Genomic DNA, 12,850 nt, shown 5'->3' with positions numbered 1-12,850 from the left:
GATGGGTGAGCGTCGTGGCTGGGATTCGAACCCAGGAGGCTGTACGCCACAGAGTTAGCAACCCTGCGCCTTGGGCCAGGCTTGGCTACCACGACACGCGTTCTTGTGACACTCGCGCCCGCGGCACGCGGACTCGGGGGCCGGTCCCCCTACACGAGTCTATCCGACTCTATTCCGGGGTTGTATTTAAACGCAACGAAGGGGTCCGGCCGCGTGACTCCGGGGCATACCACCTGAGACATGCACTACCAAGCATCAGGGGTCGGCCGCCGGCACAACACATTCGTCGTTGGGAGCCCACGTCGTGATATGGACCGACGCGGTACCGACGGTGGCAGCGGCGTCGACCCGACCGACAGAACGGCCCTCCGCGACCACCTCGAACGGTTTGCGGGGGCCGACGCCGTCACCGAGGCGGCCGACGGGACGCTCCGGGCCGACTTCGGCGGCCGAGCCCACGTTGCAGTGACCCCCGACGGCGCGATAGACACCGGGATGCCGCTGCACTCGTTCGACGGGACGCCGGAACGGCTCGTGTTCGACCACGACAGCGGCGAGCTACGCGTCGAACTGGACGGCGAGAGCGTCTACGTGTTCAGGCGTCCCTGACTCTCGGCAAACTGGATTTTTCGATTCCGTGCGCTCACGTGCGCGACCGCCCGCTCGGTCTCCGGGTCGCGCTGGCCCTACCGGGCGGCGACTGTCGTGTTCGCGGTGTCACAATCCTTATCGCACCTCCGGGACCTACCCCTGTGCATGAATACAGACGACGTACGCGAGCGCCTGCGAACGGTCGAGGACCCGGACCTGGGAGCCGACATCGTGTCCCTCGGGCTGGTAAACAGCATCGACGTGACCGACGACGCGGTCCGCATCGACCTGGCGCTCGGTGCGCCGTACTCGCCGACGGAGACCGGCATCGCGAACGAGGTCCGCGAGGCGCTGGCCGACGTGGACCGGGAGATAGACCTCTCGGCGAGCATCGACCGCGGCGTCCCGGAAGCCGAGGACCCCCTGCCGAAAGTCAAGAACGTCATCGCGGTTGCCTCCGGCAAGGGCGGCGTCGGCAAGTCCACCGTCGCAGTGAACCTCGCCGCCGGGCTCTCGCGGCTCGGTGCCCGCGTCGGCCTGTTCGACGCCGACGTGTACGGACCGAACGTCCCGCGGATGCTCGACGCCGACGAACAGCCCCGCGCGACCGAGGACGAGGAAATAATCCCCGTCGAGAAACACGGGATGAAACTGATGAGCATGGACTTCCTGGTCGGCAAGGACGACCCCGTCATCTTCCGCGGGCCGATGGTCGACAACGTCCTCACCCAGCTGTGGGACGACGTGCTCTGGGGCGAACTCGACTACATGGTCGTGGACCTGCCGCCGGGGACCGGCGACACGCAGCTGACCATGCTCCAGCAGGTCCCCGTCTCCGGGGCCGTCATCGTCACGACGCCCGAAGAGGTCGCGCTCGACGACGCCCGCAAGGGACTCCGGATGTTCGGCCGCCACGAGACACCCGTGCTGGGCATCGTCGAGAACATGTCGTCGTTCGTCTGCCCGGACTGTGGCGGCGAGCACGACATCTTCGGCAGCGGCGGCGGCCGCGAGTTCGCCGACGAGACGGAGATGCCGTTCCTCGGCGAGATTCCGCTCGACCCCGAAGTCAGAGAAGGGGGCGCGACCGGGGAGCCGCTGGTCCTCGACGAGGACAGCGACGTCGGCGAGTCGTTCCGTGACATCGCCGCCCGCACCGCTAACATGCAGGGCATCATCCACCGGAAGCGCCGGAGCGACAGCCAGCCCGCCCAGCCCGAGCAGTAACGGCTGGAGAGAGCGGCCGCTCGCTCACCGCTGGAGACAGAGAGAAAGAACCGGCTCAGGCTTCGACGGGGTTGTTCATCTTCCGGGTGACGTAGCCGGCGATGCGGTTGCGGACACCCTTGGACTCGATGTTGGTCAGTTCCTCGACGACGTCCTTGTTGTGTTCGAAGTCAGCACCGAAGGCGTCGGGGTATCGCTCCATGAGGAGCGTCCCGGTCTTCTTGACGTAGGCGGGTTTGATTGCCATGCGCGCTACTTGCTTGGTCGCACTCAAAAAGGGTTCGGAACGGACCACGCACGCGAACGTTTATCAGGAGGAAGGGGGCGACCCGGGACCGTGCGCTGACCGTCGCCGTGGCAGGTCCCGCGGGAGTGCGACACAGCCTGTCACGACCCAGCGTGTGTCGCCTGTTTGCCCCACCTACCACTCGACGTCGACCAGGTCGCGGATGCGCTCGAATGCCGCCCGCTCGCGCTCGCTACCGGCGGTTTCGGCGACTGACTCGAAGTACGCGAGCCGGTCCAGCAGCGGGTCGCGGTCGTAGCTCGGCACGTCCAGCCGTGAGGCCGCGACGGTCGCCTCGACGACGGCGGCGTGGCCGCGGTTCGTCGCCGGCACGACCCGCCGCTCGACGGCGCTGTCGATGGGTTCGAGCGCCCACTCGACCCACTGGGTGTCGCCCTCCGTGCCGGCGTCTCGCCGGACGACGTTCACTTCGACCCACGCGTCCGCGCTGTCGAGGACGGGGTCGTCCGCTTCCCGAACCGACAGCGCCGCCTCGGCGAAGTCCACCGGGTCCCGGGTGAACTGGACGTAGCCGCCGCCACGCTCCCGGAAGTTCCGCCAGGTCCGGGTCCGGCCCCACGTCGTCGCCGTGACCGGCCCGTCGCCGTCGGGCGCGTGGACACCCAGCGCGGCGACGTTCCAGCGCTCGTTCGGCCCCAGCGTGGTCACGACCGTCTCGGTGACGCCGGCGAGCGCGACGGGCCACGCCGTCTCGGAGTCCAGCCCGTCACCTGCCGACGACTCCCCAGTCACACTTCGAGCCCCCGTTCCAGCGCGACAAACAGCGCGCCCGCGACGATGTCGGCGGTCGTTCCGGGGTTGATGTCCCGCTCGACGAACTCCTCGGCCAGGTCCGTGGCGTCCTCTTCACCGTCGAGAACCGCCCGTGCCCGGCGCTGTACCTCAGCGGCAGTCTCGCGGTCCTGTCGGGTGACGACGAAGGTATCCACGTCCGCCGCGAGCAGTTCGAGGAAGGCGTCAGACGCGCGGTCGGCGACCGGGCCAGAGCCAGTCAGTAGCGTCTCGCTGGCGTCGAACACGCGTTCGAAGCCGGAGACCCACTCCGCGGCCACGCCGTCGACGTCGGCGCTTGACTCCATGACGTCGAACAGCGTCAGCCCGCGCGCACGGAGGTCCGGAACGGCGTCGCTCCCGCGGCGAACGTCGAGCGGTTCCAGCCCGTCGGGCGGGTCGTCGACGGCCACGTCGACGTGTTCGAAAGCGCGGTAGAACGCCGCCGCGTCCTCGACAGTCGTCTCACGGACCACGGCGTCGACGCCCGACGGCGACAGTCGCTCGTCCGCGGCCGCGGCCGCGAGCGGCGTGAGCACCAGCAGAGCGCCGAACTGGGTGTTGCCGCCGGACTGTCCCGCCATCCCGTCGACCGCGGCCTCGAACGCGGGACCGATGGGGTCGCCCGCGGCCGCGCGGTCGAGCCCCGGTCGCGCTCCGACAGCGCCGGCGACGAAGTGCTCGAACCGGAGGTCGTCGTACTCTCGCTCGCGGTCGACGTTGCCGGGTTTCGGCGTGCCGGAGACCTCTAGTAGCAGCGCCAGTTGGGCGTTCTGTCCGACCGACCGCTCGCTCACGGCGACACCTCCGACGCGAACCACTCGTCGGTCCCCGCCCGAACCGCGCGGAGTATCTCCGGCTTATCACTCGGACGCCCCACGCTGACCGCGTCCGCACCGTAGCCGAGGTACTCTTCCGCCGTCTCGCGGCCTCGAACGCCGTTGTTCGCGACGACGAACAGGTCGGTTGCATCGGCCACGTCGGCGACGACGGACTCCGAGTCCATCGCGTCGACGTGGAAGACGTCCCCGCCGGCTGCTTCGATGGTGCGAGCGACGTCGGGGAGCGAGACGCCGGCGAGTTCGGCCCGTCCCTTCACCGAAACGGTCGCTCCCGTCGCCGCCGCGGCCGACACGAACTCGGCCAGCCGGTCGCGCTCCCGGAGCAGCGACTCGCCGGCACCGGCGGCGCACATCTCGTCTTGGCGACAGTGGGCGTTGATTTCGACGATTGCGCCGTGGCGCTGACAGACGGCCGCGGCCCGCTCAACGGGCGCTATCGTCGCGCTCCGGACGTTGAACGCCGGGCGCAACGGCGCGCCGGCGAGCGCGTCGAGCTGGCCGTCGATGAACGCGACCGGGTCTTCGGGCAGGAACTCCGAGCGGTCGCGGTCGGTCATCGCCCGGGCGGCGTCGCGCGTCGCGCCGTCGAGTGCGATGCCGCCGAGGAACGCACACCCGACGTGGGACTCGACCGCGCGGGCCCACGACGCGTCGGCCTCACCGCTCAGACTCGCCAGGGCGACTCGCGGTTCGAACATCAGGTCACCTCCGAGAGCGCCGTCTCGACGGCGCGGTTCACCCGCTCGGCGTCGGCCGCGTCGTCGAGCGTAGTGTCGGTCCGGACGACCGGCACGTCGAGCGGCGTCGAGTCGCCGTCGTCCAGCACGAACGCGTCGGCGAACGGATAGGCCTCGGCCACCCCGGCAGTGCTCGGTTCCAGCCCGACGCCGGCCATCAGGTCCGCCGCCGGTCCCGAGAACACGGTGTCCTCGATGAACGGCGAGACGGCGACGACCGGGGTCTCGTGCAGCGCCTGCTCGATGGCGTCGACGGCGAGCATCGGCCCCAGCGAAGTCACCGGGTTCGACGGCCCGACGACGACGGCGTCGTCGAGCGCGGTCAGGACGGCGTCCGTCGCGTCGGCCGCCTCGGCCCCGCGGAACTCGACGTCTTCGACCGTCGGCTCCCCGCCGTGACCGACCCACCACTCCTGGAAGTGCATCGGGCCGTCGGGCGTGTGGACGATGGACGCGACGGGGTCGTCGCTCATCGGGAGCAGCGACCGCTCCAGGCCGAACGCGTCGGCGAGCGTACGCGTCACTTCGGTCAGTGACCGCCCTTCGTCGAGCAGGGAGGTGCGCGTGACGTGGACCGCGCGGTCGCGGTCGCCGATGTGCATGAACTCCACGACGCCGGAGAAGCGCCGCCAGCGGGCGATGTCACGCCCCGCTGTCTGTGCGTCGTCGGGGAGGTATCGCGGCCCGCCGTCCAGCCCGGCCGCGTCCGCGAGCCGTGTCAGTTCGGCGTGTGTCTCGGCGGTATCGCCGTCGATACCCCACCATCTTTCCCGATCGAGGACGCTCCCCTCAAGGAACAGCACGGTATCGAGGTCAGGACAGACCAGGTGGCCCCCGAGTTCGATGTCGTCGCCGGTGTTGGCGACGACGGTCGTCGCCGCCGGCGAGAACACGTCGTCGGCACCGGCGAGGAGCTTCGGGGTTCCCGTCCCGCCGGCAAGAAACGTCACCATGTCACGACGTAGGGGGAACTGACGGTATAAACGTGGCCACTGAAACCGGTCGACACCGTCCTGTTCGGAGAATCACAGCTGAGAACTGGGCGGGTAGAATGAAGGGGGTCGGTAGGATAGCCACGGTAACGGGTGCTATGCCCATCGTGAATCCACACCGCTTCGCGCCTGCAACCTCCAGCGAAGAGTGCGTCTACGGGTCCTGTGCGCCGGGCTGGCACACGGCCGCCACGCACCAGGACGCTATCGACGACTGGGTCACACACATGCAGGCACACGACATCGAGCGGATATGCTGTCTGCTTCCCGGACCGCAACTCGACGAGGCTGGAGCGAACGTCCAGCGGTACCGGGAGGCTTTCGGCGCGTCGTCAGTCCGCCACGTACCGGTCCCCGACCACCGACTCGTCCCCGAAGACCGCCTCCACGACGACATCCTCCCCTTCCTCGTCGACGCCTGTGAGAACGAAGAGCGGGTCGTCGTCCACTGCCTCGCCGGCATCGGCCGCACCGGGCAAGTGCTGGCCGCGTGGTTGGTGTATCACTACGACTACGGGCCCGACCGTGCTATCGAGGCCGTCCAGGAGATGGGTCGTGACCCCGAAGACGCCGTCAAGGCGGGGAACGCGACCGAAGAAGAGCTGACAGACCTACTCGCTTCCGTCGCGCGGTTGTGACGGTCAGTCCGTCCGCGGGAGGAGCCGCGCGCCGACGACGAAGCCGACGACGGCACAGGCCGCGAGAACGGCGAGCGGTCCGAGCGGTTCGCCGGTCCCCGTGGTCGCCGCCCGCACGCCCCGCGAGAAGTACGTCAGCGGCGACAGCCACGTCGGCAGCCACGCGGGCAGGAGCGTCTGTGGGACGAACGTCTCCGAGAGGAAAAGCAGCGGGAGCGCGAGGCCGTTGCTCGCCGCGATGACGCCGTCCTGTGAGTCCGCGAGACTGCCGAGCATCGCGCCGACGGCACAGAACAGCGCGACGCCGAGGCCGACGAAGGGGAGCAACAGGACCGACGGTCGGATGGTCGCGCCGGTGAGCCACACCATCAGGCCCAGAATCAGGAGGCCGGCGATGCCGATGATGACGACGTTGACAAGGGTCTGTGCGAGCAGCCACTCGGTGCGGGTAAGCGGCGTCGTCGCCAGTTTCTCGAAGCGGTTCCCGTCCCGGTGGCGGGCCACCTCGCTGCCGACCCGGGACAGCGGCGTAAACAGGACGACGACGGCCAGGTACCCCGGCGCGTAGAAGCTCGGCGGCTCGGTGAACAGCCCGCCGCCGCCCGGCTGAGTCTGGACCAGCACGCCGAAGATGACGACGATGATGACCGGGAAGAAGAACGTGAAGAAGACGGCCGTTCGCCGCCGGAGGAAGGCCAGCGACGCGGCGCGGGTCTCCGAGGTGAGGCGGCCGAGCCGGCTCATCGGACACCACCCGCTGCTGGCTCTGTCCGGCGTGGCTCGCCGCGCTGGCCGACGGCCGTGCCAGTGAGTTCGAGGTACACGTCCTCCAGGTCGGGCTGTTTCCAGGTGAGGCTGTCGTACTCGATGCCCGCCTGTGTGAGTTGCTCCGTGACGCTGCCGATAGACTCCGGGCGGATACCGTAGACGACCAGCCGGCCGTTTTGAAGTGCCGTCTCCGCCGGGTAGTCGATGGCCGAGACGGCGGCCTCGTCGAAGGTCCCGTCCACGACGAGGCGGCTGTCGCCGCCGTGCTCGGCGACGAGTCGGTCCGGCGAATCGAGGGCGACGAGCGACCCGTCGGCGAGAAGGCCGACGCGGTCCGCCAGGCGCTGGGCCTCCTCCATGTAGTGTGTCGTGACGAGTATCGTCACGCCGCGGTCGGCCAGCCCCTCGAGCAGCCGCCAGAGATCGCGCCGACCGGCCGGGTCGATGCCGGTGGTCGGCTCGTCTAGCACGAGGAGGTCCGGGTCGTTGATGAGCGCCGTGGCGACGCAGGTCCGCCGCTGCTGGCCGCCCGAGAGGTTCTCGTAGGTCGTGCCGGCGGTGTCGGCCAGACCCACGTCATCGAGCACGGCCTCGACGTCCCGGGTCTCGTCGTAGAGGCCGGCGTAGTACGCAAGCAGTTCCCGCGCGGTCAGCCGCTCGTGGGGCGCAAACGACTGTGGCAACAGCCCGATTCGGTCGCGGGCGACCGCCCTGGGCGACTGGCCGAACAGCCGCACCTCGCCGGTCGCGTCCGTCGTGCCGGTCAACGCCCGCACGAGCGTGGTCTTGCCGGCCCCGTTTGGACCGACCAGCGCGAGCACCTCCCCGGCGGTCGCCGTCAGCGAGACGCCGTCGAGCGCGACCGTGTCGCCGTAGCGTCGCCGCACGTCCGACGCGACCAGTACCTCGTCCATGCGCCCCCGTCCGGTCGGGTGGCCGAAAGCAGTTCCGTTCTCGGGCGACCGGCGTTACACGTTCCGACCGCACTGCAGACAGACCGCCGGAAGCCACGGCTTGTCCACGACGACCGGGTTGGTCTCCCCACAGTGGTCACAGAACTCGGTTTTCGTCGCCATTTGACACAAATGTCAAAGCAGAACAACAAATAGTTTGTTGTGTGGTACACTTTGGCATGCACGAAAGTTACCGCGGTGACCCGCCGACAGCAGGGCCCTACACGGCCTGCGAGCGGACCGCACGCACGATGGCGTCCACGTCGAACTCGTCGCCGGCGTCGGCTTTGTCGTAGACCACCTCGTCGTCGACGCTGACCCTGAACACGCCGTGGTCGCCCATGACCAGCCTGACGCTGTCGAGTTCGCGTTCGAGCCCCGACAGAATCGCCCGCTGGACGTCCAGTGCCCGTCCGCGGAACCCACACGGTACGCAGTATTCGATTTCGACAGTGCTCATACCTGCCTCGACGCCCCTCAGTCCCAAAGCTCTATGGCCGGCCGACCAGCGCTCGGAGCCGCCCGACGACGGTCACGTCGAATCGGTGGACGCCGTACAGCAGTGCCACGGAGGTGACGAACACGGCCGTCGAGAGGCCATAGGACTGGGCCAGGGCCGCCTGGGACAGCGTCGCGCCGATGCCGACGAACCCGCCCAGAACGGACGCGATAATCGGGAGGACACAGGAGACACACGAGAACAGGCCGACGACGCCGCCCAGCGCGCCGCCGCTGGCGTCGATGACGGTCACGAACACCAGGTACGACAGCGCCAGGTAGCCGGCGACCTTCCACGGGATGAGCACCATGCTGAGGGTCGCCCCGCTGAACACGACCGTCGGCGAGAACCCGGGCGGGGCCTGCGTGACCAGTCGGAGGCCGGTCCCCCGACCGCCCGTTCCGTACACGCCGCCGACGTACCCCAGCACGAGCAGGTAGCCGACGGCGACGGCCGCGCCGACGAGCGTCCGCCGGCGGCCGGGCAACTCAGGGCGCACCCGCAGGAGGACGAAGCCGGCGATGTTGAGCCAGACGAACGGGAACACCAGCAGGAACGGGTCCGTCGCGGGTTGGGCCGTGTTGACGACGTAGCCCAGGATAAGGATGAACTCCGCGTTCAACACGGCTGCCCAGGTCACCAGCGAACGCGTGTCCGGTATCACTTCTCTCAGCGTCGCTGTCGGGGCGCTCATAGTGCGAGTGCGTCGACGACGATGGCGAGCAGGACGGCCCCCAAGTAGGCGTTCGACGCGTGGAACGCCCGGAACGCCGCCGCCTCGGTCTGCTCGTGGTGGAGCCGGACGACGGCCCAGAGGAACACCGCCCCGAGCAGCACCGACGTGGCGGCGAACAGCCAGCCGAGCGACGTGAGGACGCCGAGGACGCCCGCCGAGACGAGCGTCGCCCCGAGGTAGTAGACGATGTGCTTTCGGGTCTCGGTCTCGCCGCGGACGACCGGCATCATCGGGAAGCCGCCGGCCTCGTAGTCGTCCTTGTACGCGAGCGCGAGGTTGTAGAAGTGCGCCGGCGTCCACAGGAAGATGACGACGGCGAGGACGACGCCCGGGAGGCCGACCGACCCGTCGGCGGCGACCCAGCCGATGAGCGCCGGCAGCGCGCCGGCCGCCCCGCCGATGACGGTGTTCTGGACGGTGTTGGGCTTCAACACGAGCGTGTAGATGACGCTGTAGAACACGATTGCGGTCAGCCCGAGCAGCGCCACGAGCGCGTTCACTTGCCAGAACAGCCACAGCGAGGCGAACGACAGGAGCAGGCCGAAAGCCAGCGCGTTCCGGACCGGAATCTGGTGGGTGGCGATGGGGCGGTCGGAGGTCCGGTCCATTCGCTTGTCGATGTCACGCTCGAGGACGTGGTTGAACGTCCCCGACGCGCCGATAGAGAGGACGCCGCCGCCCAGCGTGAGCAACACGGTCCGAACGGCGAGCGTCTGCCCGGCGGCGAGTGCCATCCCGGCCGCGGCGACCAGACACAGGAGCCACATGAGCCGGGGCTTCATCAGGCGGAAGTACGCCGCGGCGGTCCCGACGAGGCGGTCACGGAGACTGAGCGACGGCGTCGGGTCGGGGCTGTCGTCCCCGGTCGGCTCCGGCGCGGGCGTCGGGTTCTTGACGGGGGATTCGTCGTCGCTGCCCGTCTCGGCTTCGAGGTGCCACGCCAGGGCCAGCACGAACGCACCGAAGATGCCCATGCCCAGCGCGAGGTGGGCACCGGGGAGCGTCGCCGCCGTGGTCGTCGCGACCAGGGCACCGAGCGCTATCTGGACCGGGTACAGGACGGCCCCCAGCAGGACGGCCGCCGTGACGCGGCCGCGACAGTCGGAGCGGAGCCCGGCGACGGCCGTGGCGACAACGAGGAGACCGACGGCGGCCGCGACGAGCCGATGGCCCCAGGCGACCAGCAGGGCCGTGTTCGTCACCGCGACTGGTCCGTCACACAGCGGCCAGGTAGTACAGGCTGCCGCCGCGTCCGTGAGCGTGGTCGTCGCGCCGGCGAGGACGAGCAAGTACACGCCGACGGCGGTCGCGGCGAGCAGTCCGGTGAAGGTCCGGCTCTCTGCCATTAGTATATCCTTCGATGCTGTCCACTTAGACCCCGCGATTCCGCTGTCTGCGTCGGGCGTAGGTTCGCCGCCCTATCGCTGGAAATCGGGTGCCTGCGGCGAAGACAGCAGTTATTTATCCCCGAAATCCTAACCCGCATCCATGACCCGGAAACGCGCCGGTCTGGTCGCGCTGTTCGGTGCTGCGTTGCTCGCGCTCGCCGCCGAGCCGGCCGCCGCCGCACAGATTCAGGACTCGACGACGGAGAGCCTCATCTGGGGGCTGAACTTGAACCTCCTGTACGTCGCTATCCCGATTACGGTCCTCGTCGAGGGGATTCTCATCTACACCGTCTGGCGGTTCCGTAATCAGGAGGAGGCGCTCCCGACACAGGAGAACCGCCGACTCGAAGTCACCTGGACCATCGCGACGGCCATCATCCTCCTGTTCGTCGGCATCGCCTCCTACCAGGTGATGGCCAGCCCGTACGTCACCGCCGAGGCCGGTGACCAGGCCGCACTACAGGAACAGGACACCGAGCTCATCACCGTCGAGGCTCAGCGATACGGCTGGACGTTCTACTACAACGAATCGAGCTGGAGCGGTGAGGCCGCGGTGAGCACCACGACGAACCTGAAGGTACCGGCCAACCAGGACGTGTCCTTGCGGGTGACGTCGACCGACTGGCTCCACGCCTTCCACGTCCCGGGACTCGGGCTGAAATCCGACGCGTTCCCCGGCCAGTACAACAGGATTCGGACGAACGTGGACAGCACCGGCACCTACCAGCTCTACTGTGCCGAGTACTGCGGCTCGGGCCACTCCCAGATGCTCGGGACCGTGGAAGTCGTCCCGCAGGACGAGTACGAGGACTGGCTGGCAGAGCAGAAAAGCGGCGGAGACGGCTCCGGCAACGGCGGCGAGTAGCGCGACCACCGACGCACCTTTTTTCGCCCTTCGAGCGCCGACCGATTACTGAGTACGACCCCGTCCGGCAGCACGGGGATAGGAGAGATGGTCACGAGTCGGGTGAGAACGCCGAGTCGACCGTTACTGAACGACCCATCTGTCGGTTACGTCGCCGCTTGAATCCACTGTCAGACGCAGGCTCTGGTGACTGCTGACCCTCCCACGGAACACTTGCTCACCGTCGACGACTAAGCCGATGTCACAGACCTGGGCGTCGACCTCGCGGGCAATCCGGACCGACTCCCCCGGTGGAACTGGGACTTCTTTACTCTGACAGGCGGCGAGTAGCACGACGTCGCCCGAGAAACCGCCGGCGACCCGGGCGTCCACGAGTATCGACCCTGCACACATCGACGGCCAACACTCCGGTGTCGGTACCTCGGACGGCGGTGGCTCGGTGTCAGTAGCAGCATCCCCCGTCGTCGCTGTTCCTGCCGCGTCTGCCGTTCGAGCGGTCCCTCCGCTTCGGTCACCGAAATCACCGACGAGGCATCCCGAGAGGGCAGCGGCAAGCGCCGATAGTGAGAGAAACCGTCGGCGTTGCATACCAACCGGTGCAATCGAGCACGTAAGTGCTTTGTGAGGTACACGACGGCTGACTCGGCGACAGACCAGCGGCAGTGGACCATACACAAGCGTGGAATCCGCACGGGGAGATACGGAAGAAAAGGCAGGAATGCAGTGGAGACACAGCGCTCGTAGACCCGCCGCGTCAGTCGCCCTGGTCTAGCCGCAGATGTTGGCAGTCACGTACACGTTGCCGGTGTCGGTTATCTCCACGCCGATACCGACGATGTTGGCGTTGCGGAGCGTGAGCCGTTCGCGGTAGTCCGGCCACGCCATCCAGTCGTCGACGATTTTCCGGGCCACTTCCCCGTCAGTCGCGTGGAACCGCTCCTGGCCGTCCTCCTCATAGGTCTGTCCCGCGACGGTTTTTTCGACTGCCTCGAAATCGGTACCGTCCGGGGTCTCGATGTAATCACCCTCCGCGGACTTGAACGTACATCGGTCGTAGAGGCCGCTGTTCTCGTAGCGGTCCTTGCTTGAGACGCCGTCTATCTCGTGAATCGCCTGCCCCGCAGTGGCCATCTGCTCGCTGTGGCTCTTGGCCATCTCGTTGAGTTCCTCCTCCGTCTGGAGCCCCGATTCGAACGGCGGGACGCCCGCGGCCTCGCGTTCCTCGTTGAGGAACTGACGCACGTAGTCCGAGACGTTCTGTTCGTTGAACTCCCGGGCCGGAATCGACCTCTGTTGCGGCGTCGCCGTCTCGGTCGGAGTGGCCGTGTCCGCCGCCGGCGTCGGGGTCGGTGTGGGAGTGGCCCCCGGTGTCGCCGTCGGCGTCGAACTACCGCCGCTGTCGTCGCTCTGTGGGTCGGTCGTCTGTGCCGGCGTGTCCGACGTCCCGCCCGCGAACTGTGCGCCGATGAGCACCCCCGTCCCCAGAACCACGAGAAGCACCACGACAGCGATAGCGAGTAGCCCTTTCTTTGCCAT

At 68.3% G+C, this 12,850-nt stretch carries 16 protein-coding genes and 1 tRNA gene; 4 read left to right on the top strand and 13 right to left on the bottom strand.

The genetic code is table 11. The annotated features are described in order from the left end of the window. Positions 1–10: 10 nt before the first annotated feature. Positions 11–95: transfer RNA gene (locus VI123_RS10225), tRNA-Ser, on the bottom strand. Between the two features lie 214 nt (positions 96–309). Here VI123_RS10225 and VI123_RS10220 point away from each other — a divergent pair. Then, positions 310–609: a hypothetical protein gene (locus VI123_RS10220; protein WP_336337951.1), complete on the top strand. Its 300-nt coding sequence runs from the start codon at positions 310–312 to the stop codon at positions 607–609. Between the two features lie 147 nt (positions 610–756). After that, entirely contained in the window at positions 757–1,818 is a 1,062-nt protein-coding gene (locus tag VI123_RS10215) for an Mrp/NBP35 family ATP-binding protein (protein WP_336337950.1), read from the top strand. Positions 1,819–1,873: 55 nt separating this feature from the next. On the opposite strand, the gene VI123_RS10210 is transcribed toward VI123_RS10215, so the two are convergent. The 5 genes from VI123_RS10210 to cofD all read right to left on the bottom strand — a co-directional run bounded on the left by VI123_RS10210 (position 1,874) and on the right by cofD (position 5,428). Next, positions 1,874–2,065: a 30S ribosomal protein S17e gene (locus VI123_RS10210; protein ID WP_004516807.1), complete on the bottom strand. Its 192-nt coding sequence runs from the start codon at positions 2,063–2,065 to the stop codon at positions 1,874–1,876. Between the two features lie 174 nt (positions 2,066–2,239). Beyond that, positions 2,240–2,857: a DUF447 domain-containing protein gene (locus VI123_RS10205; RefSeq protein ID WP_336337949.1), complete on the bottom strand. Its 618-nt coding sequence runs from the start codon at positions 2,855–2,857 to the stop codon at positions 2,240–2,242. Next, positions 2,854–3,717 carry a triphosphoribosyl-dephospho-CoA synthase gene (locus tag VI123_RS10200; RefSeq protein ID WP_336337948.1) on the bottom strand — a complete coding sequence of 288 codons (864 nt, stop codon included), beginning with the start codon at positions 3,715–3,717 and terminating at the stop codon, positions 2,854–2,856. Before VI123_RS10200 ends, VI123_RS10205 begins: the two co-directional genes overlap by 4 nt. Next, entirely contained in the window at positions 3,690–4,436 is a 747-nt protein-coding gene (locus tag VI123_RS10195) for a tRNA-dihydrouridine synthase (RefSeq protein WP_336337947.1), read from the bottom strand. The genes VI123_RS10200 and VI123_RS10195 overlap by 28 nt, the downstream gene beginning before the upstream one ends. After that, a complete protein-coding gene (gene cofD / locus VI123_RS10190; RefSeq protein WP_336337946.1) occupies positions 4,436–5,428 on the bottom strand; it encodes a 2-phospho-L-lactate transferase in 993 nt (330 codons plus the stop codon). Before cofD ends, VI123_RS10195 begins: the two co-directional genes overlap by 1 nt. A 137-nt stretch (positions 5,429–5,565) precedes the next feature. On the opposite strand from cofD, the gene VI123_RS10185 reads away from it, so the two are divergent. Continuing rightward, positions 5,566–6,105 carry a protein-tyrosine phosphatase family protein gene (locus tag VI123_RS10185; protein ID WP_336337945.1) on the top strand — a complete coding sequence of 180 codons (540 nt, stop codon included), beginning with the start codon at positions 5,566–5,568 and terminating at the stop codon, positions 6,103–6,105. Positions 6,106–6,108: 3 nt separating this feature from the next. Here the strand turns inward: VI123_RS10185 and VI123_RS10180 are convergent, their stop codons facing one another. The 5 genes from VI123_RS10180 to VI123_RS10160 all read right to left on the bottom strand — a co-directional run bounded on the left by VI123_RS10180 (position 6,109) and on the right by VI123_RS10160 (position 10,407). Beyond that, positions 6,109–6,849: an ABC transporter permease gene (locus VI123_RS10180; RefSeq protein ID WP_336337944.1), complete on the bottom strand. Its 741-nt coding sequence runs from the start codon at positions 6,847–6,849 to the stop codon at positions 6,109–6,111. Next, a complete protein-coding gene (locus VI123_RS10175) occupies positions 6,846–7,787 on the bottom strand; it encodes an ABC transporter ATP-binding protein (protein WP_336337943.1) in 942 nt (313 codons plus the stop codon). Before VI123_RS10175 ends, VI123_RS10180 begins: the two co-directional genes overlap by 4 nt. Positions 7,788–8,046: 259 nt before the next feature. Further along, positions 8,047–8,286 carry an Rdx family protein gene (locus VI123_RS10170; protein WP_336337942.1) on the bottom strand — a complete coding sequence of 80 codons (240 nt, stop codon included), beginning with the start codon at positions 8,284–8,286 and terminating at the stop codon, positions 8,047–8,049. A gap of 31 nt (positions 8,287–8,317) precedes the next feature. Then, complete coding sequence (locus VI123_RS10165; RefSeq protein WP_336337941.1) at positions 8,318–9,019, bottom strand: DUF7546 family protein; 702 nt, start codon at positions 9,017–9,019, stop codon at positions 8,318–8,320. Continuing rightward, the gene (locus tag VI123_RS10160; RefSeq protein ID WP_336337940.1) at positions 9,016–10,407 is read right to left on the bottom strand and encodes a heme o synthase; all 1,392 of its coding nucleotides are present in this window, start codon (positions 10,405–10,407) and stop codon (positions 9,016–9,018) included. Before VI123_RS10160 ends, VI123_RS10165 begins: the two co-directional genes overlap by 4 nt. Positions 10,408–10,549: 142 nt before the next feature. Between VI123_RS10160 and coxB the strand changes: the two genes are divergently transcribed. Beyond that, complete coding sequence (coxB, locus tag VI123_RS10155) at positions 10,550–11,314, top strand: cytochrome c oxidase subunit II (RefSeq protein WP_336337939.1); 765 nt, start codon at positions 10,550–10,552, stop codon at positions 11,312–11,314. A gap of 123 nt (positions 11,315–11,437) precedes the next feature. Here coxB and VI123_RS10150 read toward each other — a convergent pair whose 3' ends face one another. Continuing rightward, the gene (locus tag VI123_RS10150; protein WP_336337938.1) at positions 11,438–11,902 is read right to left on the bottom strand and encodes a hypothetical protein; all 465 of its coding nucleotides are present in this window, start codon (positions 11,900–11,902) and stop codon (positions 11,438–11,440) included. A gap of 180 nt (positions 11,903–12,082) precedes the next feature. Continuing rightward, positions 12,083–12,850 (bottom strand): CAP domain-containing protein, encoded by a 768-nt coding sequence (locus VI123_RS10145; protein ID WP_336337937.1) that lies wholly within the window; start codon positions 12,848–12,850, stop codon positions 12,083–12,085.

This window comes from Haloarcula sp. DT43 (assembly GCF_037078405.1).
In the GTDB taxonomy this organism is placed as follows: domain Archaea; phylum Halobacteriota; class Halobacteria; order Halobacteriales; family Haloarculaceae; genus Haloarcula; species Haloarcula brevis.
Note: the sequence above shows the minus strand (reverse complement) of the source record. Positions and strands in the feature narration are given on the sequence as shown.

Bases quoted from the DNA above. Each gene is read 5' to 3' on its own strand.
- VI123_RS10220 (WP_336337951.1), top strand. From the start codon at position 310: ATGGACCGACGCGGTACCGACGGTGGCAGCGGCGTCGACCCGACCGAC.
- VI123_RS10215 (WP_336337950.1), top strand. From the start codon at position 757: ATGAATACAGACGACGTACGCGAGCGCCTGCGAACGGTCGAGGACCCG.
- VI123_RS10210 (WP_004516807.1), bottom strand. From the start codon at position 2,065: ATGGCAATCAAACCCGCCTACGTCAAGAAGACCGGGACGCTCCTCATG.
- VI123_RS10195 (WP_336337947.1), bottom strand. From the start codon at position 4,436: ATGTTCGAACCGCGAGTCGCCCTGGCGAGTCTGAGCGGTGAGGCCGAC.
- cofD (WP_336337946.1), bottom strand. From the start codon at position 5,428: ATGGTGACGTTTCTTGCCGGCGGGACGGGAACCCCGAAGCTCCTCGCC.
- VI123_RS10185 (WP_336337945.1), top strand. From the start codon at position 5,566: ATGCCCATCGTGAATCCACACCGCTTCGCGCCTGCAACCTCCAGCGAA.
- VI123_RS10180 (WP_336337944.1), bottom strand. From the start codon at position 6,849: ATGAGCCGGCTCGGCCGCCTCACCTCGGAGACCCGCGCCGCGTCGCTG.
- VI123_RS10175 (WP_336337943.1), bottom strand. From the start codon at position 7,787: ATGGACGAGGTACTGGTCGCGTCGGACGTGCGGCGACGCTACGGCGAC.
- VI123_RS10170 (WP_336337942.1), bottom strand. From the start codon at position 8,286: ATGAGCACTGTCGAAATCGAATACTGCGTACCGTGTGGGTTCCGCGGA.
- VI123_RS10165 (WP_336337941.1), bottom strand. From the start codon at position 9,019: ATGAGCGCCCCGACAGCGACGCTGAGAGAAGTGATACCGGACACGCGT.
- VI123_RS10160 (WP_336337940.1), bottom strand. From the start codon at position 10,407: ATGGCAGAGAGCCGGACCTTCACCGGACTGCTCGCCGCGACCGCCGTC.
- coxB (WP_336337939.1), top strand. From the start codon at position 10,550: ATGACCCGGAAACGCGCCGGTCTGGTCGCGCTGTTCGGTGCTGCGTTG.
- VI123_RS10150 (WP_336337938.1), bottom strand. From the start codon at position 11,902: ATGCAACGCCGACGGTTTCTCTCACTATCGGCGCTTGCCGCTGCCCTC.
- VI123_RS10145 (WP_336337937.1), bottom strand. From the start codon at position 12,850: ATGGCAAAGAAAGGGCTACTCGCTATCGCTGTCGTGGTGCTTCTCGTG.